The 21,359-nt window shown below is 62.0% G+C and carries 21 protein-coding genes; 6 read left to right on the top strand and 15 right to left on the bottom strand.

What is annotated here, in order from left to right:
- Genes NKI66_RS30200 through thrC form a run of 3 tightly spaced genes read right to left on the bottom strand, consistent with a single transcriptional unit; the run spans window position 1 to window position 3,317 of the window.
- Window positions 1-597, bottom strand: coding sequence for a GNAT family N-acetyltransferase (locus NKI66_RS30200; protein ID WP_352442778.1), 597 nt, complete (start codon window positions 595-597; stop codon window positions 1-3).
- Window positions 598-612: 15 nt separating this feature from the next.
- Window positions 613-1,905: a M16 family metallopeptidase gene (locus NKI66_RS30195; protein WP_127290840.1), complete on the bottom strand. Its 1,293-nt coding sequence runs from the start codon at window positions 1,903-1,905 to the stop codon at window positions 613-615.
- A 14-nt stretch (window positions 1,906-1,919) separates the two neighbouring features.
- Window positions 1,920-3,317, bottom strand: a complete 1,398-nt coding sequence (gene thrC, locus NKI66_RS30190; RefSeq protein ID WP_352753808.1) for a threonine synthase — start codon at window positions 3,315-3,317, stop codon at window positions 1,920-1,922.
- A 128-nt stretch (window positions 3,318-3,445) separates the two neighbouring features.
- Between thrC and NKI66_RS30185 the strand changes: the two genes are divergently transcribed.
- Window positions 3,446-4,177, top strand: coding sequence for a hypothetical protein (locus NKI66_RS30185; RefSeq protein WP_023808589.1), 732 nt, complete (start codon window positions 3,446-3,448; stop codon window positions 4,175-4,177).
- Window positions 4,178-4,202: 25 nt separating this feature from the next.
- On the opposite strand, the gene NKI66_RS30180 is transcribed toward NKI66_RS30185, so the two are convergent.
- From NKI66_RS30180 to NKI66_RS30170, 3 genes are all read right to left on the bottom strand, one after another.
- Entirely contained in the window at window positions 4,203-4,493 is a 291-nt protein-coding gene (locus NKI66_RS30180; RefSeq protein WP_023808588.1) for a type II toxin-antitoxin system RelE/ParE family toxin, read from the bottom strand.
- Window positions 4,493-4,729 carry a transcriptional regulator gene (locus tag NKI66_RS30175; RefSeq protein ID WP_023808587.1) on the bottom strand — a complete coding sequence of 79 codons (237 nt, stop codon included), beginning with the start codon at window positions 4,727-4,729 and terminating at the stop codon, window positions 4,493-4,495. Before NKI66_RS30175 ends, NKI66_RS30180 begins: the two co-directional genes overlap by 1 nt.
- A gap of 146 nt (window positions 4,730-4,875) precedes the next feature.
- Window positions 4,876-5,562, bottom strand: a complete 687-nt coding sequence (locus NKI66_RS30170; protein WP_023808586.1) for an HAD family hydrolase — start codon at window positions 5,560-5,562, stop codon at window positions 4,876-4,878.
- A gap of 176 nt (window positions 5,563-5,738) precedes the next feature.
- Here NKI66_RS30170 and NKI66_RS30165 point away from each other — a divergent pair, with 176 nt between their 5' ends.
- Window positions 5,739-6,872, top strand: coding sequence for a site-specific DNA-methyltransferase (locus NKI66_RS30165; protein ID WP_023808585.1), 1,134 nt, complete (start codon window positions 5,739-5,741; stop codon window positions 6,870-6,872).
- Window positions 6,873-6,880: 8 nt separating this feature from the next.
- Here NKI66_RS30165 and NKI66_RS30160 read toward each other — a convergent pair whose 3' ends face one another.
- Together NKI66_RS30160 and mutY are read right to left on the bottom strand one after the other, a co-directional pair.
- Window positions 6,881-7,264 (bottom strand): WapI family immunity protein, encoded by a 384-nt coding sequence (locus NKI66_RS30160; RefSeq protein ID WP_023808584.1) that lies wholly within the window; start codon window positions 7,262-7,264, stop codon window positions 6,881-6,883.
- Window positions 7,265-7,276: 12 nt separating this feature from the next.
- On the bottom strand, window positions 7,277-9,061 hold the full coding sequence (mutY, locus tag NKI66_RS32720; RefSeq protein ID WP_502900981.1) for an A/G-specific adenine glycosylase: 1,785 nt from the start codon (window positions 9,059-9,061) through the stop codon (window positions 7,277-7,279).
- 53 nt (window positions 9,062-9,114) lie between these two features.
- On the opposite strand from mutY, the gene NKI66_RS30145 reads away from it, so the two are divergent.
- From NKI66_RS30145 to smc, 3 genes are all read left to right on the top strand, one after another.
- A complete protein-coding gene (locus tag NKI66_RS30145; RefSeq protein ID WP_127290824.1) occupies window positions 9,115-9,615 on the top strand; it encodes a DUF721 domain-containing protein in 501 nt (166 codons plus the stop codon).
- A gap of 163 nt (window positions 9,616-9,778) precedes the next feature.
- Window positions 9,779-10,522, top strand: coding sequence for a DsbA family protein (locus NKI66_RS30140; RefSeq protein WP_352442782.1), 744 nt, complete (start codon window positions 9,779-9,781; stop codon window positions 10,520-10,522).
- 105 nt (window positions 10,523-10,627) lie between these two features.
- Window positions 10,628-14,089 (top strand): chromosome segregation protein SMC, encoded by a 3,462-nt coding sequence (gene smc / locus NKI66_RS30135; RefSeq protein WP_352721745.1) that lies wholly within the window; start codon window positions 10,628-10,630, stop codon window positions 14,087-14,089.
- A 73-nt stretch (window positions 14,090-14,162) separates the two neighbouring features.
- Here smc and NKI66_RS30130 read toward each other — a convergent pair whose 3' ends face one another.
- From NKI66_RS30130 to NKI66_RS30105, 6 genes are all read right to left on the bottom strand, one after another.
- Window positions 14,163-14,312 carry a hypothetical protein gene (locus NKI66_RS30130; RefSeq protein WP_023808578.1) on the bottom strand — a complete coding sequence of 50 codons (150 nt, stop codon included), beginning with the start codon at window positions 14,310-14,312 and terminating at the stop codon, window positions 14,163-14,165.
- Between the two features lie 29 nt (window positions 14,313-14,341).
- The gene (locus tag NKI66_RS30125) at window positions 14,342-14,557 is read right to left on the bottom strand and encodes a hypothetical protein (protein WP_081734726.1); all 216 of its coding nucleotides are present in this window, start codon (window positions 14,555-14,557) and stop codon (window positions 14,342-14,344) included.
- A gap of 182 nt (window positions 14,558-14,739) precedes the next feature.
- Window positions 14,740-15,108: a VanZ family protein gene (locus tag NKI66_RS30120; protein WP_023808577.1), complete on the bottom strand. Its 369-nt coding sequence runs from the start codon at window positions 15,106-15,108 to the stop codon at window positions 14,740-14,742.
- Window positions 15,109-15,198: 90 nt separating this feature from the next.
- Complete coding sequence (locus NKI66_RS30115) at window positions 15,199-15,414, bottom strand: hypothetical protein (RefSeq protein ID WP_196815283.1); 216 nt, start codon at window positions 15,412-15,414, stop codon at window positions 15,199-15,201.
- A gap of 310 nt (window positions 15,415-15,724) precedes the next feature.
- The gene (locus NKI66_RS30110) at window positions 15,725-16,927 is read right to left on the bottom strand and encodes a polysialyltransferase family glycosyltransferase (protein ID WP_280940275.1); all 1,203 of its coding nucleotides are present in this window, start codon (window positions 16,925-16,927) and stop codon (window positions 15,725-15,727) included.
- A 665-nt stretch (window positions 16,928-17,592) separates the two neighbouring features.
- On the bottom strand, window positions 17,593-19,230 hold the full coding sequence (locus NKI66_RS30105; RefSeq protein ID WP_023808574.1) for an ABC transporter substrate-binding protein: 1,638 nt from the start codon (window positions 19,228-19,230) through the stop codon (window positions 17,593-17,595).
- A gap of 128 nt (window positions 19,231-19,358) precedes the next feature.
- On the opposite strand from NKI66_RS30105, the gene NKI66_RS30100 reads away from it, so the two are divergent.
- Complete coding sequence (locus tag NKI66_RS30100) at window positions 19,359-20,258, top strand: LysR family transcriptional regulator (RefSeq protein ID WP_023808573.1); 900 nt, start codon at window positions 19,359-19,361, stop codon at window positions 20,256-20,258.
- A gap of 89 nt (window positions 20,259-20,347) precedes the next feature.
- Here the strand turns inward: NKI66_RS30100 and NKI66_RS30095 are convergent, their stop codons facing one another.
- Complete coding sequence (locus NKI66_RS30095) at window positions 20,348-21,220, bottom strand: phytanoyl-CoA dioxygenase family protein (protein WP_023808572.1); 873 nt, start codon at window positions 21,218-21,220, stop codon at window positions 20,348-20,350.
- Window positions 21,221-21,359: the final 139 nt, after the last annotated feature.

Below are 21,359 nucleotides of genomic sequence, written 5' to 3'. Positions count from 1 at the left end.
TCAGTCCTTCGTTCCAACGCCCGGCGGATCGTCCGCGATCCGGGCGTAGAGGTAGTGGTCCTGCCAGATGCCGTTGATCCTGAGATAGGATCGCAGCAGTCCTTCGCGCCGAAATCCGGCTTTTTCAAGCACGCGGATCGACCGGATATTGTCGGGAATACAGGCCGCTTCGATCCGGTGCAACCTCAGCGTATCGAAGGCGAAGCGGGCCACCACCTTGACCGCGTCGGTCATCAGGCCGCGGCCGCCGAAGCGCTCGCCGATCCAGTAGCCGACATGGCCGCTCTGCGAGACGCCATGGCGTATGTTGCCGAGCGTGATGCCGCCGGCCAGCTTGCCACTGCTCCTCTCGAAGATGAAGAAGGCGATAGCGGTTCCTTGCGCATAATCCTCGCGGTAGCGGCTGATGCGCAGCCGCCATGCGTTGCGGTCGAGTTCATCGGGAGTCCAGCGTGGCTCCCAGGGTTCGAGGAAGGCGCGGCTATCGCCACGCACCGCCGCCCACTCGCGGAAGTCGTTGGTGAACGGCACGCGCAGCGTGACGCGGTCGCCTTTCAGCGCCGGCAGGTCGCGGCGGAAGAAAGGGAGCGCGAACACGACGCTTCGAGGGGCTTAGACGGCGAGCTTACGGGCCGTGGTCTGCGTGCCTGCGAGCGATTCGAGGATCGCCTCGTATGGCGCCAGTGTGCCCACAGGCCCGACAGCGGTAAGCGTCGGCTTGGTCGAGAACAAACGCGACGATAGATCGGTCAGCCGCTCGACCGTCAGCGCCGACAGCCGTTCCATCAGTTCCTCCTTGGCGATCGGCCGGCCGAACAGAAGCAGCTGCCGTGCGATCTGCGAAGCGCGGCTGGCCGGGCTTTCGGCTGACATGATCAGTCCGGCGCGATATTGGGCGCGCGCCCGGTCGAGTTCTTCCTGCAGGATTTTCTCGCCGGCCTTCTGCAGCTCGTCGATGATGACAGGCACCAGTTCGGCGATGTCGCTCTGGCCGGTCGCGGCATGGACGCCGAAGACGCCGGTGTCGGAAAAGCCCCAATGGAAAGCATAGACCGAATAACACAGGCCGCGCTTCTCGCGGACCTCCTGGAACAGGCGCGACGACATGCCACCGCCGAGGATCATCGACAGCACCTGCGAGGCATAGAAGTCGCGCACATGATAGGCCCGGCCTTCGAACCCCAGCACGATCTGCGCGTCCATCAGGTCGCGGTCCTCACGGAAGTCGCCGCCGACATATTGCGCATATTGCGGGATGGTGCTGTCGGCCTTGCTGCGGAAGCCGCCGAGTTGCTTTTCGACCTCGCGCACGAAATTGTCATGCTTGATGTCGCCGGCGGCGACAATCACCATGCGCTCGGCGCCATATTGCCGCTCGATGAAGTCGTGGAGTTGCTTGGAGGTGAAGGATTTGACCGTTTCGGGTGTGCCGAGAATGGAGCGGCCGATGGTCTGATGGCGATAGGCGGTTTCCGTGAAACGGTCGAAGACGATGTCGTCGGGGGTGTCGTGCGCGGCGCCGATCTCCTGCAGGATCACATGCTGTTCGCGTTCGAGTTCCTGCGGGTCGAATTCGGACTCTTGCAGGATGTCGGCAAGAATGTCGACGGCCAGCGGCACGTCGTCGGAGAGCACCCTGGCATAGTAGGAAGTGGTTTCGACGCTGGTGGCGGCGTTGATTTCGCCGCCGACGTCTTCGATCTCCGAGGCGATTTCGAAGGCGCTCCGCCTTTTCGTGCCCTTGAACGCCATGTGCTCGAGCAGATGGGCCATGCCATGCTCGTCCTCACGTTCATTGCGGGCACCCGACTTGACCCAGGCACCAAGGGCAACCGATTCGATGCTTTGAAGGGTTTCGGTGGCGACTGTCAGGCCGTTCGACAGACGGCTTACCTCAACACCCATATGGCTAGTACTCCTTAACGCGCCGCCCGCGCGCAGCGGCCGACATAATCTTCCACCATTTTCAGGTCGGAGGGAAGTACCGTGTATTTTTCCTCCGATGTCATCAACCCACCTAGCCATGCGGGCAGTGCGGGCGACACGCCGCTGGCGGCTTCGACGGCGGCCGGGAATTTTGCCGGGTGTGCGGTACCCAGCACCACCATCGGCACGGCGCCTGACGCCTTGCCCGCAGCGACATGCACAGCTGCCGCGGTGTGCGGATCGAGCAGATAGTTGCTGGCCGCGAGCGTCGAGCGGATGGTGGCGGCGACCTCGTCCATATCAGCCCGGCCGGCGTCGAATTCCGACCGCATCCCGGCGATTTGCTGGGGTTCGATGGTGAAAGCGCCGGACTGCTTCAGACCGTCCATGTAGCGCCGCACGGTCGCCGCGTCACGGCCGGAGGCCTCGAACAGCAGGCGTTCGAAATTGGACGACACCTGGATATCCATCGACGGCGACGTGGTCGCAAAGACACCCTTGGTGCGATATTCCCCTGTCGCGAAGGTCCGCGCCAGGATGTCATTGTCGTTGGTGGCGATGACCAGCCGCTCGATCGGCAAGCCCATCTTCTTGGCCGCGTAGCCGGCGAAGATATCGCCGAAATTGCCGGTCGGCACGGTGAAGGAGACCGGCCTGTCCGGCGCGCCAAGCGACAGCGCCGAGGAGAAATAATAGACGATCTGGGCCATGATCCGGGCCCAGTTGATCGAGTTGACGCCCGAAAGCGCCACCCGGTCGCGAAATCCGTGATCGTTGAACATGTCCTTGAGCAGGCCCTGGCAATCGTCGAAATTGCCTTCGATCGCCAGCGCATGGACGTTTGCAGCCGTCGACGTCGTCATCTGCCGCTGCTGCACCGGCGAGACGCGGCCGTGCGGGAAAAGGATGAAGATGTCGGTCCGGCTGCGACCGGCAAAGGCATCGATGGCCGCCCCGCCGGTATCGCCCGAGGTGGCGCCGACGATGGTGGCGTGCTGGTCGCGTTCGGCAAGCACATGGTCCATCAGCCGGGCCAGAAGCTGCATCGCCACGTCCTTGAAGGCGAGCGTCGGCCCGTGGAAGAGTTCCAGGATGAAGGTGTTGGGGCCGGTCTGCACCAGCGGGCAGACGGCCTCGTGGCGGAAGGTGGCATAGGCTTCGCGCACCAGCCGCTCGAAAACGGAGGCCGGGATCTCGTCGCCAAGGAACGGCGACAGCACGCGGATGGCAAGTTCGGGATAGGCAAGGCCGCGCATGGCGCGGATCTCGGCGGCGGAAAACTGTGGCCACTCGCGCGGCACGTAGAGCCCGCCGTCGCGCGCCAGCCCGGCCAGCACGGCGTCGGAAAATCCAAGAACGGGGGCTTCCCCGCGGGTACTCACATAATGCATGTCACAATTCCGTTACTGCTTGGCTTTTCCATCCACCGCAAGGTGGTTAATTTCTGCGCTGGCTCAGTCGCATTTTTGCCGCGCGGTTGATATACGTCACCAGCTTTGCGAGAGGGAAGTGCAGTTTCATGGCGTTTCGTACATTCAGTGGTCGCTTTTTGGCGGGTCTTGCGCTCACCGGCTTTATGCTTGCCGCCGCCGGCTGCCAATCGGGCGACAATGGCATCCTGAACCTCGGCATAGGCAAGAAGGAGGACCCGACGGCGCCACCGCCGCCCCAGGATCCCAAGATACTGGCCAGCCAGTTGCAGGCCTATTGTCCCAGGGTGACGGTGCGGGACGGCACGGCTTTCTTCAACACCTATTCCAAGGAAGCTCAGAAGCCCAAGCCCAGGATCAAGAAGACCGGCGACGCCGCGCAGGATGCCGCGGCCCAGGCCGAGGCTGACGCCGCTGCTGCAACTCCGCCCGACGAATCGGCCAACATCATCTACCAGGCATCGGTCAGCGACGTGACACGCGACTGCAGCCGTGCCAACGGCCAGCTGACGATGAAGATCGCGGTCGCCGGCAAGATTGTCCCCGGACCGAAGTTTTCTCCAGGCACCATCACCATGCCCATCCGCACGGCTGTGATGCATGGCACCGAGGTCCTCTATTCGCAGATCCACCAGTATCAGGTCCAGGTCACCGATCCTTCGGTCGCCACGCAGTTCGTCTTCACCGATTCCAATATTGTCGTGCCCGAGCCGACGGCGCAGGACTATCAGGCCTTTGCCGGCTATGACGAAACCGCGCATCAGGCAACGGCCGACAAGCCGAAGAAGAAGCAGAGGAAGAGAGCCGCCGCGACGAACTAAGCGGCGAACACAAGACATGGGCGGGCTATGTGAGGCTCTCCGGCCATTCTCTGGCCCCATGGACAACGGCGATGATTTCAACGTCACTGCCGCGCACCCGATAAACAACGATATAGGATGTCCGCGCTATCACAAGCTCGCGGGTTCCGCCCGCTCGTCCCTTGCGTCCGACCATGGGATTTGACGCCAAGAGTTCGTCGGTGCGACCAATCAGATCGGCTGTTAGCCGATACGCCGCAACGGGACTGTCCTGCGCGATAAAATCCTGAATCTGGTCGAGGTCGTCGAGAGCGGCGCTCGTCCATGAAACCTGCATCAGGTGGGGCGGTACTTGTTCAACACCCGCTCGATATCGGCACGGCTGGCAAATTCACCACGGTCGGCCGCTTCAATTCCTGCGTTCACCTTGTCTAAAAACCGCTCCTGCCACTCAAGGGAGTGGCCGTTCTCAAGCGCGTCCGCAACGACTTCCGACGCGGACAGGCTGGACCGCGCCGCGATAGCATCGATGCGGGCCTGTAACTCTGGCGTGATTTCAAGCTCAATCGTCATGACGCAATCATCGCATAGCCATCAGGGTTTTGAAATGAAAACCAGCTCCCAAAATTGCAGTATCGCCTCCTACCACTCTGAAGCACGAGAACGGTAGACCGACCGGGCGAGAAAAGTCCCGCCACGAGGGCGAAATTCAATCGCCCTCAGGCGTCCGACCACTCCGACAGCGCCGCGATCACGCTTTTCAACTCTGCCCAGCGGCGGATCACCGTTTCGGCGCCGGCCTCGGTGAGCGCGTCGGCATGGCCGGGATAGCTGTGGGCGGCTCCGGTGAAGCCGATCACCCGCATGCCCGCCGTCCTTGCGCCGTGAACGCCGTGCACGGAATCCTCGATAACGAAAGTGTTCGCCGGGTTGGCGCTGAGTTTCTCCGCCGCGAACAGGAACACGTCCGGCGCCGGTTTCGTTTTCCCGGTCGGTGTTTCCATCGCCGAAAAAATCCGGTCGGTGAAAAACGGCAGAAGATGCACCTTTTCCAGCATGAATTCGATCCGCTCGGAGCGTGAATTCGAGCAGACGCAGCGCGGCACGCTTACCGCGGCAACGGCCTCGCGCACGCCATCGATGGCGCGGACGTCGCTGCGCAGTTTGCGGTCGACCAATTGTTCCTCCCTGTCGATCAGAGAGGCCTGGAAGGGGATGCGGGACTTTTCCTCGACCCGCAGCATGATGTCCTTGAAGGTCAGGCCGGCATAGCTCTCCGAAATCTCCTCAGCCGATATCTCGTATCCTGCCAAGGTCAAAAGCTCGGCGTCGACGCGGGCGGCGATGATCTCGGAATCGACGAGCACGCCGTCGCAATCGAAGATGACAAGGTCTGGCTGGGGCATGGTGATCCGGACAATAGGAGGGCGAAGTGGCCTCGGAAGGCTCAGGCGGCGCGGCATACACCAACAGGGCCGCCTTCGCAAATTCGCCACACCCGTCCCTTGGCCTTCACGGAATATTTACGCTGATCGGTAACCATAACGGAGAGTAAACAGTAACGCGTGCCTTGGGTGTCAGAATGTCTGCCGTGCGTCTTCTCGACGAGCTATCCCACGCTCCCCAGCAATCCGAATGGCTGGACACGATCCTCAAGGGCGACTGCGTCGCCGCGCTCGACCGGTTGCCCGAAAAATCGATCGACGTCATCTTCGCCGATCCGCCCTACAATCTGCAGCTCGACGGCGACCTGCACCGCCCCGATCAGTCCAAGGTCGACGCCGTCGACGACGACTGGGACCAGTTCGAGAGTTTCGAGGCCTATGACGCTTTCACGCGTGCCTGGCTGCTGGCGGCGCGCCGGGTGCTGAAGCCCAACGGCACCATCTGGGTCATCGGCTCCTATCACAACATCTTCCGGGTCGGCGCCAAGATGCAGGATCTCGGCTTCTGGATCCTTAACGACGTCGTCTGGCGCAAGACCAACCCGATGCCAAATTTCCGTGGCCGCCGCTTCCAGAACGCGCATGAGACGATGATCTGGGCTACGCGCGATCAGAAGGGCAAGGGCTATACCTTCAACTACGAAGCGATGAAGGCGTCCAACGACGACATCCAGATGCGCTCCGACTGGCTGTTTCCGATCTGCACCGGCGGCGAGCGGCTGAAGAACGACAATGGCGACAAGCTGCATCCGACGCAGAAACCGGAAGCGCTGCTTGCCCGCATCATGATGGCCTCGACCAAACCGGGCGACATCGTGCTCGATCCCTTCTTCGGCTCAGGCACCACGGGCGCGGTGGCCAAGCGTCTCGGCCGCCATTTCGTCGGCATCGAACGCGAGCAGGCCTATATCGACGCCGCCAACGAGCGCATCGACGCGGTGCGGCCGCTGGAAGAGGCCGACTTGACCGTTCTCACGGGCAAGCGCGCCGAGCCGCGCGTCGCCTTTGTCAGCCTGATCGACACCGGCCTGATGATGCCGGGCGCGACGCTCTACGATGCCAAGAAGCGCTGGGCGGCCAAGGTGCGCGCCGACGGCACGGTGGCGATCGGCGACAGCGCCGGCTCGATCCACAAGATCGGTGCCGAAGTGCAGGGGCTGGACGCCTGCAACGGCTGGACCTTCTGGCATTATGAGCGCAGCGGTGGCCTGACCCCGATCGACGAGCTTCGCCGCATCGCGCGGCTCGGCATGGAGCGGGCAGGGGCCTGATCGGCAGCTCAGGCCTTGTCTTCCTCCAGGATGATTTCGCTGACCTCGCCTTTCGCCATCAGTGAGAGCTGACTGGCAAAACGCGACAGACGCGAATAGTCCGTCCGGAGTCGCACACGCGCGAAGTCACGGGCTTCGATCTCCTCCGCGACCTCGATCCGGACGAACAGGTGACCGACGCCATCCGCCGGGAAAACCGAGATGCTTATCAGGCCGGGCGATCTCAGGACCAGATCCGCGCGTTTAAGCGGATAGGCCTGCAATGACACAATAAATTCGCTTACCTCGTCGGTCGGGAAATAGGCATCGCCACGTCCTCGAAAGTGGCCATGCTCGACACTGGCGTCAAGTATTGACCATTCCGGGTTGAAGGTCAGAACGAGCTTGCCCATTGCCGGTCTCGATCAGGTCGCGACGCCATGCCGCTCAAGGTCTGCTTGAAGCGCCTTTGCATCGGTGAACAGCACCGACTGCCAGCCGGCCGCCTTGGCGCCGTCGACATTCTTCTGGCTGTCGTCGATGAACAGCGTCGCGGCCGGTTCGAGGCCGAAGGCGGCGATGTGATGATCGTAAATGCCGCGATCGGGCTTGATCATGCCGATCTCGCCGGAGATGGTGACGCCGCGCGGACGATTGAGAAAATCGAAGCGCTCGCGGGCTTCGGCCAGCGTGTCGCTGGCGAAGTTGGTCAGCATGGTCACGTCGTGGCCGCTCTCGATCAGGCCGACCATGATGGCGACGCTGTCGTCATAAGCATGCGGCACCATCTCGTGCCAATGGCGGCGGAAACCGCGGATGTTTTCCGCGTGATCGGGATGGTCCGCGATCAGCAGCGCCTCGGCCTCTTCCCAGGTGCGGCCGCGATCCTGCTCGATGTTCCAATCATGCGTGCAGACATTGTCGAAAAACCACTTTCTCTCTTCGGCATCCGGAATGAGGCGGCTGAACGGAATGTTGGGATCGTAGTGGATCAGCACTCTGCCGATGTCGAAAACGATGTGGCGTATTTCAGTCATGGGGCCTCTTTGCACTGTGTGGCGACGGCTTTTCGTCGCGCCGGGTATCGCAGCCTCGATTGCCTTTTTCATGACAGTCGGCAGCGCCTCGCCGGAAATCTCGTGAGCGAGCGACCAGAAATGCCCGTCTGGCGCATCACCTTTGATGTGAGCGTGAAAGACTTCGAGTTCGAGAGCGAAATGCGTGAAGACATGCGCAATGCGGCCCGCATGCCGCCAGTCGGCGGGAAAGGGCGCGGCCGCTTCCGTGGTTGCCCCATCGATCCGCGCGGTCCAGCCCGTCGTCGGCACCTCGGTCATGCCGCCGAGCAAACCCTTCTCTGCCCGTTTGCGCAGAAGGATGGCGCCGTCGGCCCGCACGGCGACAAAGGCCGCGCCGTGCCGCTGCGGCTTGTCGGCCTTGGGCAGGCGCACCGGGAAGTGCTCGGGATCGCCTGAAACGACCGCGCTGCAGTCTTCGCGCAGCGGGCACAGCATGCAGCGCGGCCGGCGTGGCGTGCAGATGGTGGCGCCGAGATCCATCATCGCTTGGGCGAAGTCGCCAGGCCTTGTCCCGGGTACCATGCGCTCGACATGGGCACGGATCTCGGGCTTGGCTTCGCTGAGCGGGGTTGTGATCGAAAACAGCCGGGAGATGACACGTTCGACATTGCCGTCGACAACGGCGGCGGGGCGATCGAAGGCAATCGCCGTGATGGCCGCCGACGTATAGGCGCCGATGCCGGGCAGTTCTCTCAAACCCGTCTCCGTGTCGGGAAACCGGCCGCCACGCGCGGCCACAAGATCGGCACAGGCCTTGAGATTGCGGGCGCGGGAGTAGTAGCCGAGCCCGGCCCAGGCCTTCATCACGTCCTCGGTGGGCGCCGCGGCCAGCGCTTCGACATCGGGCCATTTCTCGACGAATACCTTGAAATAAGCCTTCACCGCTTCGACGGTGGTCTGCTGCAGCATGACCTCGGAGAGCCAGATGCGGTAGGGATCAGGCCGCACGCCGCGCGCATGCTCAATTGGTGTGATGCGCCACGGCAATTCACGGTGATGCACATCGTACCAGCTGAGCAGGCGGGATGCGATATCGTCGCTGACACCGGATGCAGCTGTGCTGCTATCTCCGGATGTGGCTTTGCCACTATCCCAGGATGCGGTCTTGCGGGTCTGGTCTGCTGGTGCCATTGATCTTGTATTGGCCTGGCCGGTATCTGCTGGGTCGTCGCTGGAGGACGTACATGGCAGGGAGAACGCCCTACGGCAATCCCGTCCCGGTCAGCGATCTCGCGACCAGGATCCTCGATCCGGTGCTGCGCAAGCGGGCCGGCATTTCGATCGGCCTCGTCCAGTCATGGGACGAGATCGCCGGCCCGCGGCTGGCCAGCCATTCGCGCCCCGAAAAAATCCAGTGGCCGCGCCGTATGCATGAGGACGATCCGTTCGAGCCGGCCGTGCTGGTCATTGCCTGCGAAGGCATGGCGGCACTTCATCTGCAGCACGAGACGGGCGAGATCATCAACCGGGTCAACGCCTTCCTCGGCTTCACCGCCATCAACCGCATCAGGATCCTGCAGAAGCCGGTGACAGCCGACAAAGGAAAGCGCAAACCGGCCCTGAGGCCGCTGACGGCGGCTGAGAAGACGAAATTGTCGGGAACTGTCGGCCTGGTCGATAATGATGAACTGCGCGCCTCGCTGGAGAAACTTGGCGCGACCATTATTGGGGAGAGAAAATCATAGGCGTCTTGAAGAAAGTCATGGATTCGTCGTCAATATCTCGCATTCGTGATCGCCCTTGTCAGGTTTCGCGATTGGATTGGGGATCGAGATGCCTTAATTCGCGCCAACTCTCGCCTTTTCGTGTCTTTGCATTGCAAAATCCAACCCTTGTCAGGTGATTCGTATGAACCGTCCCCCGTTTGGTCAAAGCTTGTCTCGCAGAAATGTCCTGTCTTCGCTGGCCGCCATTCCGGCGGTGGCCCTGCTCGCCGCCTGCAGCGACTCTGGCGAGGAGGCGAAGGCCGCGGATGTGAAGCCTGCGGCCCCGGCCGCCCCCGCGAAGGCGGCCACGCCGGCCGCCGCCACCGCGCCGGAGGCCCAGGGCACCGTGGATGTGGCGGAACTGATGAAGCCGGGTGCGCTGCCCGACAAGCAGCTTGGCAAGGATGACGCCAAGGTCACCATCGTCGAATACGCCTCGATGACCTGCCCACACTGCGCGCATTTCGCCGAGACCACCTTTCCGGACCTGAAGACCAAGTACATCGACACCGGCAAGGTCCGCTACATCCTGCGCGAATTCCCGTTCGATCCGAGCGCCGAAGCCGGTTTTATGCTGGCGCGCTGCGCCAAGGATAACTATTACCCTATGGTCGACGTCCTGTTCAGGCAGCAGGCGAACTGGGTTGGCGTTCAGAATACCAAGGATGCGCTGCTGCAAATCTCGAAGCTCGCCGGTTTTACACAGGAGTCCTTCGAGGCCTGCTTGACGGACCAGAAACTTCTGGACGATGTGAGATCGGTCCAGAAGCGCGGCGCCAATGAATTCAAGGTCGACTCGACACCGACCTTCTTCATCAACGGTAAGACCTACAAAGGGGCGATGTCGATTGAGGAAATGTCGGCCATCATCGACCCTCTGCTCTGACATCCAGTCAGCCCTGAGGCGGCGGCGCTTCGGCGTGCGCGGCTTCCTGTCGTGCCGCGAATTCCTTTCGCAAAATCACGGAAATCCGCTTAGTGGGCGGGGCGAATGAAGTTTTCGCGCCTTCGCCTCCTCGGTTTCAAGTCCTTCGTCGAGCCCGGCGAGTTCGTCATCGAACGCGGCCTGACCGGCATTGTCGGGCCGAATGGCTGCGGCAAGTCGAACCTTGTCGAGGCGCTGCGCTGGGTGATGGGCGAAAGCTCCTACAAGAACATGCGCGCGTCCGGCATGGACGACGTCATCTTTTCCGGCTCGGGCACTCGGCCCGCACGCAACACCGCCGAAGTCACGCTTTTCCTCGACAACAGTGACCGCTCGGCGCCCGCTGCCTTCAACGATGCCGACGAACTGCAGGTGTCGCGCCGCATCGAGCGCGAGGCCGGCTCGCTTTACCGTATCAACGGCAAGGAGGCCCGTGCCAAGGACGTGCAGCTTCTGTTCGCAGACCAGTCAACCGGCGCGCGTTCGCCGTCGATGGTCGGTCAAGGCCGCATTGGCGAACTGATCCAGGCCAAGCCGCAGGCACGCCGCGCGCTGCTCGAAGAGGCGGCAGGCATTTCCGGCCTGCACACCCGCCGCCACGAGGCAGAACTGCGGCTGAAGGCGGCCGAGCAGAACCTCGAACGACTGGACGACGTCGTCGGCGAGCTGGAAAGCCAGATCGAAAGCCTGAAGCGCCAGGCGCGCCAGGCGTCCCGCTTCAAGAACCTGTCGGCCGATATCCGCAAGGCAGAAGCGACGCTTTTGCATTTGCGCTGGACACTGGCCAAGACCCAGGAAGGCGAGGCACGTTCGGCGCTGGCGGTTGCGACAGCACTGGTCGGCGACCGCGCCGCAGCCCAGATGGCCGCCGCCAGGGAGCAAGGCATCGGCGCTCATAGGCTGCCGGACCTGCGCGACGCGGAAGCCGCCGCCGCCGCTGCCTTCCAGCGCCTGTCGATCGCCAAGTCGCAGATCGAGGAGGAAGCCGGTCGCATCCGCGCCCGTCAGAGCGAACTCGAGCGCCGGCTGCAGCAGCTCGACGGCGATATCGCACGTGAAGAGCGCATGGTCCGCGACAATGCGGACATTCTCGAGCGCCTTCGCACCGAAGAGGCAGCACTCAATTCGGAAAATGCCGGCGCCGCCGAACGCGAAGCCACCACCCGTGCGGCGTTCGAACAGGCGGCGTCGACGCTTTCGCAAAGCGAAGCCAAGCTCGCCGCGCTGACCGCCGAACGGGCCGAGGCTGCCGCCTCGCGCAACCAGATCGAACGGACGCTGCGCGACACCGCCGAGCGCCGCGACCGCTTCGCGCGTCAGCTTGCCGATGTCGACCGGGAATTGTCGGAGATACTCTCCAAGGTCGCTGGCCTGCCCGATCCGGCCGAGAAGCGCGTGCTGGTCGAACAGGCCATGGCGCTGCTGGAGGAGGCCGAGGCTGCCGTGTCCGAGGCCGAGCAGTCGGTCATCGATGCCCGCGCTGTCGAAAGCGCCGCCCGGCCACCGCTTCAGGATGCCAGGGCCGAGCTGGCACGGATCGAAACCGAAGCGCGCACTCTGGCAAAAATCCTGAATGCCGCCAGTGGGGATCTCTTCCCGGCCGTGTTGGAACAGATCAGCGTCGATCGCGGTTTCGAAACGGCGCTGGGTGCGGCCCTTGGCGAAGATCTCGACGTGCCGCTCGACCGCAGCGCTCCGGTGCATTGGGGCGAAAGCGGGATCCAGCCCGGCGACGCGGCCCTGCCCGAAGGCGTAAAAAGCCTTGCCAGCGTGGTTCACGCGCCGGCACAGCTCGCCCGCCGCCTGGCGCAGGTCGGTATCGTCGATACCGCCGGCGACGGCCGCCGGTTGCAATCGCTGCTTGCTCCCGGCCAGAGGCTGGTCAGCCGTGAAGGCGCGCTCTGGCGTTGGGATGGCTTTACCGCCAGCGCCGATGCGCCGACCGCCGCAGCACAACGGCTGGCGCAGAAGAACCGGCTGGCTGAGCTCGATGCCGAGGCGATACAGGCGACGCTCGTCCTGCGCCAGGCCGAGGAGGCGCTGGGAGAGGCTGAACAGGCGCTGCGCCTGGCAAGCGAGGCCGAGCGCAACACGCGCCAGGCCGGTCGTGACGCCCAGCATCGGCTGGACGCTGCCCGCAATGCGTTGGCCGAGGCCGAGAGAGCCGGCGGCGAATTGCAGAGCCGGCGCGCCGCGCTCGATGAAGCGCGCGCCCGCATCGTCGACAGCCATGAGGAGATTTCGGCCGCCTTCGCCGAGGCGGAAATGCTGCTGCAGGACGCGCCCGATCTTGGCGATCTGCAATTGCAGCTCGAACAGTCCTCGGCCAATGTCGCCCGCGACCGCGCCGCGCTTGCCGATGCGCGTGCCGTGCATGAGGGGCTGCGGCGCGAAGCCGAGGCGCGCGCGCGCCGGCTCGATGCCATTGGCGCCGAGCGCAGCAACTGGCTGGAGCGGGCCGAAAACGCCTCGACGCAGATCGCATCGCTCGGCGAACGCAAGGCCGAGGCCGAGGCCGAACGCGAGCGGCTGGCCGATGCTCCCGATGAAATCGACGCCAAGCGGCGTGCCTTGCTGTCGCAGCTCACCGAGGCCGAGAGCTTGCGCAAGGCGGCGGCCGACCGTTTGCAGGAAGCGGAGAACCGGCAATCCGAACTGGACAAGGCCGCCGCCGGCGCCATCCAGTTCCTGGCCGAGGCGCGCGAGACCCGCGTTCGCGCCGAAGAGCGGCTGACCGCAGCCGACGAACGCCGGCTGGAGGTCGAGGCGCGCATCCAGGAGACGCTGAACACACCACCGCATCTGGTCATCCGCCACACCGGTCTTGAGGCTGACAGCCCGATGCCTGAAATGGCCGAGATCGAGCGTCAGCTCGATCGGCTGAAGATCGAGCGCGAACGGCTCGGCGCCGTCAATCTGCGCGCCGAGGAGGAGCAGAAGGAGCTATCCGACCGGCTGGAGGCGATCGTGTCGGAGCGCGAGGACATCATCGAGGCGATCCGCAAGCTCAGGCAGGCGATCCAGAGCCTCAACCGCGAAGGCCGTGAGCGGCTGCTGGCCGCCTTCGAGGTCGTCAACGGGCATTTCCAGCGGCTGTTCTCGCATCTGTTTGGCGGCGGCACGGCGGAATTGCAGCTGATCGAATCCGACGATCCGCTCGAGGCCGGTCTCGAAATCCTTGCCCGCCCGCCCGGCAAGAAGCCACAGACCATGACGCTGCTGTCCGGTGGCGAGCAGGCGTTGACGGCGATGTCGCTGATCTTCGCTGTGTTCCTGACCAATCCGGCGCCGATCTGCGTGCTCGATGAAGTCGACGCGCCGCTCGACGACCACAATGTCGAACGCTTCTGCAACCTGATGGACGAGATGGCCGCCACCACCGAGACGCGCTTCGTCATCATCACCCACAATCCCATCACCATGGCGCGCATGAACCGGCTGTTCGGCGTGACCATGGCCGAGCAGGGCGTCAGTCAGCTGGTGTCGGTCGACCTGCAGGCGGCCGAAGCGATGCGCGAGGCAAGCTGACCCAGGTCGCGCTACCTGCGAATGGGCGGCTCTGGAGCGATTTCAGGGAAAAGTGTGAACCCCGGCAAAAAAATCAGAGCGTCGGATTGTGTTTGTGCGAATGCAGTTTGGCCGAAGCCCAGACGAAATAGAGTGATCCCAGCTTCAGCACAGGCACCCTGCGATCCCGCTCGCGATCACGCAGTTCGCGGTAGGTCTTCACCTTCAGTGTGCCCCCCGGCAATCTGATTCGCAAGCCATGATGCATAGAGCTTACGTGCCTTCTCCAGTCGATGGAAGGGTCATTTCAAGCTCCTTGTCAGTATTCGAGCTCTTGGAGGGTCGATCAGGAATTGTACTGGGCCACCAGATGACGAAATATTTGCCACACTGCCAGACCGGGACTTCGCCCTTGTACTCCCGCCGCCGCAGTTCATGACGTTGCTTGACCTTCAACACACCACCCGGAAGCCTGATCTTGATCGTCATCGTCCCTCAATACTGATGGTGCGCTTCCTGGGTGCCGCGCCCGAAGCTTCATCTGTCCGGCCAAGGTAGAAAAATCGCTACTCCCGGATCGGATCGTTGCAATCCGATTTCGCCGAGTCAATGGAGCCGAGGGCGAACTCCTGTGGCTATCGGCGCCGTGCACATAAGGCCTGACAACAGGCTCAACCTCTGCGCCGCAAGATCCAGTTCACACAGATCACGGCCACGAGGCCACATGCGATGCCGGCGCAATCGGCAACCCAGTCGAACACATCCAGATCACGTCGTATCAGCGCCGTGCCCTGGAGGACCTCGATCGCCGCTCCAACCATGGCGAGGAAGACGATCAGCCTTGTCTTGCGATCGGGCCAGCCGAGCCCTCCAAGGAAAGTCATGACGGCAAAGGCGCTGGCGTGGTTCAGCTTGTCGGACCGGAAACCGATATCGATCCCATACTCCTCGAGTCGGGGTATAGGCAGCAATGCAAGGGCAAGAACAGCGATAAGCGTGCCGAAAAAAGCGATCCGTTCGGCGGCTGGATAAAATCTCATTCTGTTCCAATCTGTGCCTGGCCGCCGCAAAGGTCGAATCCGGCTCGGTATTGGCGGTTCAGGCTGAAACTCAGATCGACGGCGTGTCTCTCAAAGCCGCAATTTTTGCTTGAGCCTCTTTAGCCAGGTTTGTTCCGCTTCATCCTGGCTTTGGTGCACCGGAACATAGCGCGGCCGTATCTTTTTTCCTTTGATGTAAAACGGCTTTTCGACTTCTCCAACCAGATTGACGAAAAGCCGGCATTTGGCTGTGGGCTGGCGGACTGTGACGCCGTGGACCGATTCAATCGAATTGATGAACAACACCAGCAGATTCCTGTCGTACTTGACGGTTTCAACGCACTCCAAGTGGGTGTCGTCGACATAGGCATCATTAAACAGCGCGGCTCTGTCCTCGAGCGTGACATACTTGGATTAAAACGACTGATTGTCGGGTCCCACAACGGCGTCGTAGTCTGCCGGTCTCATATAAAACAGGCCAGAAAATAGTTTGTCGCCATTATCGATGTGGCTTGTCCGCACCGAACCAGCATTGGTTACCGCGTGTTCCCGCTGAGCATGGCATCCATCAGGATATCATGGGTGCCATACGTGTCACTAAACCGGACACCCGCCTTCAACAGATACCTGCTTGTGTCTCATTCGAAGATTGGAGCGCTGAAAAAGGCATCGCATGGGTCCTTACCATGTCACTCATTAAAATGTCCGCGCCGGTCATGAGCGGGATCAATGTTTCTGCAAATGTGTATGCTTTGATGCCGTAAAGCCATTTCAGATAAAGAAGGGCGGCTGACGTGCCGGAGACGCAGCAAACGATATTCATCCGGGATACGATAAGCTCTATCGGGTATGTGTGCGGAAGGTTCGCCTCCGTGATCCTGGTGCTGGGGTCGGATGTCATATTTCCGACCGCATCAAGCAACTCGGGGAAGAAGGGCGCCCTTATTCTAGGATGTTCCTTCCAGACGATATCGTATCCCCTCTCGACGATCTGCTCCGCAATGTGCCGATAGATCGCCGCCTCTTGCGCGTACGACATTATGCCGTTTCGTGACAATGCCTGGCCCAGCAGCAGGATCCGCGGGTTGGTTGACGCACGGCAATCTCCATTGTCGCCGGAAAGCGCATCCCTGCTGACCTCATCTATTAAATCGCGCATCAGTGAAGCGCCGACCTGCGATCTCGGTACATCCGCCAGAGCATATGGAACGGGGATTTCGCTAAGCAAAGAGTAAAAGAGTCTCACCCGTTTCAGGTGGCGTCTTTCTATCTTGTCAGCCATTTTCCTTAAACGGAGCGCCGGTGAAATTGCAGAGAGGCCTGCAATAAAGGCTCCGGTGATGCGCTTTCGAAGCCTGGTGCCTGGCGGCCGTGCCATGGTTGACACTTCAAACGGAAGGTATGATGTCAAGCCATCCTCATACAGAACGATCTTGGCTCTTGGGTATGAGTCCAGCAGTATTTTTTCCGATGGCCGGTTAACGAAGCAGGCCCAGATTTCATCTGCAGAACTCACTTCAAGACCTATCGTGGCTCGGATCTGATGATGGATCCGGAAAATTTGCAGTTGCCCATATTTACGCTCGGATGTCAGAAGGTCGTATGCCCATATGATCCGTTTCCAGGTCCATACTGTAGACGCAAGCTTAGCAAGATCAGTCTTGAAATGCTCGGAAACGCCGGCCGTTTCATAAAGGACAAGATAGTCCTCATGCTCCTGTTGCGGCGGCGAGCTTTCATCCGCTATTGACTGGCGAAGTGAGGCAACCAAGCTGAGCAATTGCCAGGTCCCAAAGACGCAGCATATTCGGACTGGCAATTTAGAATCTCCAAATCGGATGGGAATAACTCCGCTTGTTCCGTCATTTCAACATGCCATTGCGTCAAATCCAACAGGCCGTGTGTGGCTCGGGACTGGTTGCGTCCGCTTCACAATACTCGCTCTTGCTTCAGCAAGAAATGTCTTGCCGGGCTTAACGTCCGCGGCAGACCGGAGTTCCGCGTAACAACAAGTCGGGCGATTTCCGCTAAACTGCGCGACGGACGCCTGTTAAGATCCGGTATGATCACAAGGAGGAGGCGGCAAGATCGCTCAAGTGACTCGATCCTGCCGCCGCGGGTCTTGTCTTCCGGTTGGCATCCAGGCGTGAATTCTCCCGGTTTTCGGGAAGGTCGTTGTCGGGGAAAGCGGGTTTCGCTGCCGTCAGGCAAAAGTAAGCTCCAGTTGTGAACCGGAGTGTGACGATGACAGACGCAGAAACCAGAATGTTTCGCATGCTTGGTGTGCCGGCTGGTCTGATGTGGCGGCCTGAGGTCCCTGCTGACCTGCCATGGCAGGGCATGTGTGGGCGCATCTGTGCATCGTGTCCGATGCGAAGCCCGCACTGCTCCACGACCGTTCTTGATGGCGGCGCCACGCCGCAACTTTCCCGGTGACCAAGGGTAAAGACGGCGCTGCAGAATGCGCCGCCCTGTCGCCCGCGATCAGGCGGCGAGCCAAGCCCGGGTGAAGTCCTGCTCATAGGCCTGATGCATCTGGTAACCCATCAAGGCAGGTTTCATATGGCAGAACAGCTTTCGCCAGTAGGGCTGAACGATGATGCCGGAATCCTGCAGCATGACCTGCAGTTCCTTCATCACCGCACGGCGCTGCTCCGGATCGGCGATGGCGTTGGCCTTGTGGACCTTGGCATCGAAGTCGGGATCGGCGAACCCTGTCTCGTTCCATGCCGAACCGGTCTGGTAGGCAAGCGCATAGGTCTGGATGCCGAGCGGTCGGGCGTTCCAATTGGTGGTCGCGAAGGGATACTTCGTCCAGTCGTTCCAGAATGCCGATTCCGGGATGACGGTGCGTTTCACCTTGAAGCCGGCTTCGCGCATCTGCTGGGCGACGGCATCGGAGCTTTCCTTGCGGTAATCGGCTTCGACCGAGATCAGATCAAACTCGAAATCGAGCTGGCCGGCTTCCTCGAGCAATGCCCTGGCCCGGACCGGATCACGTTTGATCGGCGGCAGGTCGGCGTGTTCGGGATGCATCGGTCCGACATGATCGTTCTGCGCGACGATACCCATGCCGTCGGCGCCCAGTTGCAGCACCGCTTCGTTGTCGACCGCAAGCTGTATGGCGTTGCGCACGCGCTTGTCGTCATAGGGTTTGGCGTTGACGTTGCAGCGCGAGACCAGGGTGGCGGCAGTGACGATCTCGCTTTTCTTCAGGCCCAGCCTGTCGAGCATGGCGACGTCATAGGACTGCGTCTGCCCATTCAGGTCGATCTCACCGGATTCGAAGGCGGAGACGGTGGCGGCCGAGTCGGTGCCGTAGTCGGTCCAGTCGATGCCGTCGAGGAACACCTCGCCGCCCCACCACGACCCGTCCGGCCGCTTGCGCACCGAGGCAGCAACGCCGACATCGAGTTTTTTAAGTTCGAACGGGCCCGTGGAAACGGGGTTGGCCGACAGTGGCGCAGCCTTCGGATTGAAGGTGTGGTGGACGATCAATGCCGGGTAGTCGGTCATCGCGGGGATGATGGTGATGTCGGGCTGAGACAGTTTCAGGACCACGGTGTGGCCGTCGCGAACCTCGATGGCACCAGTGCGCGCCACCTTGGTGTCGGGATCGATCAGCGCGGTCATGCGCCCGGCCATCGAGTTGCCGGCGGCATCCTTCTCGCACCAGCGCGTGATGTTGAAGGCGACATCCGTGGCGGTGAAATCGTCGCCGTTCGACCATTTCACCCCCGGGCGCACCTTGAGCACATATTCCGTGGCGTCCGCATTGATCTCCCAGCTCTGCAGCAGCACCGGCTCGAAGGTGAAATCCGGCTTCCAGCGCACCAGCGGTTCGAGAAACTGCATGGCGATGTTGCCCATCTGCGAAACCTTGAACTTGCGCGGGTCTTCCAGCTCCATCACCTGCATGGCAACACGCAGCACGCCGCCCTTCCTGGGTTGGGCGGCTTCTTCGGCCCGCGCCGGGACCGGCTGACCGATGAGCCCATAGGCAATCGCGGTGCTGGCGCCGAAGGCGCTGGCCAGCGCCAGGAACTCGCGGCGGCCAAGCGCGCCGCTCTTCGCGCCTTTCGCAAATGTGCCGATCGCCGGATGAAGAGGTCTGGATGTCATATCGGTTCTCCCATTGTTGATTTTACGCCCAAATTCGGTGGAATGCCCTTGCCGCGTCGTTGCTGGGCGCTGTTTTCTACAGGACGCAGCCGATGGCGGCGGGGCCGCGACGGCGAGGGGAAGGCAAGATGAATCTTCTGACGGCGATGCGGGTGTTCGATCGAGTCTGCCTGCTGGGCAGCCTGTCGGCGGCGGCCCGCGATCTCAACATGTCGACGACGGCGGTCAGCCGCACCATCAAGGAACTGGAAGACGACCTCGGCGTCCGGCTCATCAATCGCACCACAAGGCGTCTTAGCCTCACCGAGGCGGGCCGCGACTATGCTCCGCGTGCGCGCAGCCTGCTCGACGACATTTCCGAACTGCAGGATTCGACGCGCGGCCTGCACAAGGAGACGCGCGGCCTGATCCGGGTTTCCTGCTCCAATGTTCTGGGCCACACGCGCATAACCAAGCTGGTGCCGAAATTCCTCGAAGAAAACCCGCTCACCACGATCGAGTTCGACCTCACCGCGCGTTATGTCGTCGGCATTGTCGAGGAAGGCTACGATGTGGCCATCCGCTTCGGCGGTCAGGCGGATTCCGCCCTGATTGCCCGCCGGCTTGGTGAAGTCCGCAACTATGTCTGCGCCACGCCCGATTATTGGGATGCAAACGGCCGTCCGGTCCACCCGGATGAGCTGGCAAGCCATTCCTGCGTGCTGAGCAATTTCGCCAAGCGCCTTGGCACGTGGCCATTCATCGGACCCGACGGCCCTTTCGATGCGGCTGTCGGCGGGCGCATCTCGACCAACAGCGTCGAGGCCGCCTACCAGATGACCACCGCCGGTTTCGGCATCGGCAACCTGCCCAGCCTGCTGGTCGACGCTGCGATCAGGCACGGCCGGCTGGAAGTGCAGCTGGATGAGTTTCGCCCCGGCTCCAGCCCGATCTACGCGCTCTATCCGCACCGCACCTATATTGCGGCCAAGGTGCGCGCGTTCGTCGATTTCCTGATCCGCGAACTGTCGGCCGACTTCACCGCCTGAAATGCTGCGCGATTGCCCATGGCCAACGCCGTCAGGGGCCTGGCGCGAACGCCAGGCCCCCTCTGCCCCCGTCGCCCGACGCGGCAGCGTCATTTCCACCAGGCGGTGGTGTCGTACATCGGCCCCGGCTCCTCGAAGAGCTTTTCGTATTTGCACAGTGCCGGCGTCTTGCCGAGCGGCACCGAAACACCGTCCCTGAACGCCCATTCGCCACGTTGCGTCGTATCGGCCCGCACATAGCTGGACAGCGCAAAGGCCCGGTCGTGCTGCGATTTGTTGGGCGAGGAGCCGTGCACGGTAAGCAGCCCCCATAAAGCAAGGTCGCCCGGCTCCAGCACCAGCGGAACGATGGTCGCCGGGTCGATGCCGACCTTGCGCAACTCTTCTTCGGCGGTCAGGCCCTTCATCAGTTCGCCGGTTCCCTCGTCCGACAGGCCGAGATAGCCGAGCTTGTGGCTGCCGGGCACGACCTGAAGGCAGCCATTGTCCAGCGTCGCCCGATCGACCGCGAGGCCTGTTGTCACGGTGGCGTCGGCGACATTGTCGAAGGCGGCCTGGTTACGGAAGCGCAGATCCTGGTGGAAGCGATAACCCGTGACATTGGCGCCGGGCGGCTTCCAGTGCAGCTGTTGGGCGATCTGCCTTATGTCACGGCCGATCAGGCCCTCGAGCAGCTTCAGATAGTCGGGATTGCGGCGGAATTCTTCGAAATAGGAATTGATCCAGGAAAACCAGTAAGCCTGCAGCACATAGCGTTGGCCAAAGTCCGATTCAGGCAGGATCTGGAAATTCAGGTTGCCGTGCCGGAAGGTGGCGTGATGCTTGAGGCCGTCGGCATAGACCGCATCGGTTTCCTTCTTCAGCCGGATCATCTCGTCGCCGTCGACGAATTGTCGAACGACCGCGTATCCTTCCTCGCGGTACTGCTCCACCGCTTCGCGTGCCTGCCTGTCAGTCAGCATGTCCGTGACAACCCCTGTCTGTGATCCGTGTCGATCGTAACGAAGGGGTTGCCGGCGATAAGCCATGGATTTTGGCATCGACTTTCCCGATTATCGGGAAATTGAGCGGGGCCTCAAAGGTGCATTGGTCGCAATCGGC

It is taken from the genome of Mesorhizobium sp. M0518 (assembly GCF_040321125.1).
Taxonomy (GTDB): Bacteria; Pseudomonadota; Alphaproteobacteria; order Rhizobiales; family Rhizobiaceae; genus Mesorhizobium.
This window is presented reverse-complemented; position numbering and strand designations above follow the sequence as displayed.

Bases quoted from the DNA above. Each gene is read 5' to 3' on its own strand.
- NKI66_RS30195 (WP_127290840.1), bottom strand. From the start codon at position 1,905: ATGGGTGTTGAGGTAAGCCGTCTGTCGAACGGCCTGACAGTCGCCACC.
- thrC (WP_352753808.1), bottom strand. From the start codon at position 3,317: ATGCATTATGTGAGTACCCGCGGGGAAGCCCCCGTTCTTGGATTTTCC.
- NKI66_RS30185 (WP_023808589.1), top strand. From the start codon at position 3,446: ATGGCGTTTCGTACATTCAGTGGTCGCTTTTTGGCGGGTCTTGCGCTC.
- NKI66_RS30180 (WP_023808588.1), bottom strand. From the start codon at position 4,493: ATGCAGGTTTCATGGACGAGCGCCGCTCTCGACGACCTCGACCAGATT.
- NKI66_RS30175 (WP_023808587.1), bottom strand. From the start codon at position 4,729: ATGACGATTGAGCTTGAAATCACGCCAGAGTTACAGGCCCGCATCGAT.
- NKI66_RS30170 (WP_023808586.1), bottom strand. From the start codon at position 5,562: ATGCCCCAGCCAGACCTTGTCATCTTCGATTGCGACGGCGTGCTCGTC.
- NKI66_RS30165 (WP_023808585.1), top strand. From the start codon at position 5,739: ATGTCTGCCGTGCGTCTTCTCGACGAGCTATCCCACGCTCCCCAGCAA.
- NKI66_RS30160 (WP_023808584.1), bottom strand. From the start codon at position 7,264: ATGGGCAAGCTCGTTCTGACCTTCAACCCGGAATGGTCAATACTTGAC.
- mutY (WP_502900981.1), bottom strand. From the start codon at position 9,061: ATGGCACCAGCAGACCAGACCCGCAAGACCGCATCCTGGGATAGTGGC.
- NKI66_RS30145 (WP_127290824.1), top strand. From the start codon at position 9,115: ATGGCAGGGAGAACGCCCTACGGCAATCCCGTCCCGGTCAGCGATCTC.
- NKI66_RS30140 (WP_352442782.1), top strand. From the start codon at position 9,779: ATGAACCGTCCCCCGTTTGGTCAAAGCTTGTCTCGCAGAAATGTCCTG.
- smc (WP_352721745.1), top strand. From the start codon at position 10,628: ATGAAGTTTTCGCGCCTTCGCCTCCTCGGTTTCAAGTCCTTCGTCGAG.
- NKI66_RS30125 (WP_081734726.1), bottom strand. From the start codon at position 14,557: ATGACGATCAAGATCAGGCTTCCGGGTGGTGTGTTGAAGGTCAAGCAA.
- NKI66_RS30120 (WP_023808577.1), bottom strand. From the start codon at position 15,108: ATGAGATTTTATCCAGCCGCCGAACGGATCGCTTTTTTCGGCACGCTT.
- NKI66_RS30105 (WP_023808574.1), bottom strand. From the start codon at position 19,230: ATGACATCCAGACCTCTTCATCCGGCGATCGGCACATTTGCGAAAGGC.
- NKI66_RS30100 (WP_023808573.1), top strand. From the start codon at position 19,359: ATGAATCTTCTGACGGCGATGCGGGTGTTCGATCGAGTCTGCCTGCTG.
- NKI66_RS30095 (WP_023808572.1), bottom strand. From the start codon at position 21,220: ATGCTGACTGACAGGCAGGCACGCGAAGCGGTGGAGCAGTACCGCGAG.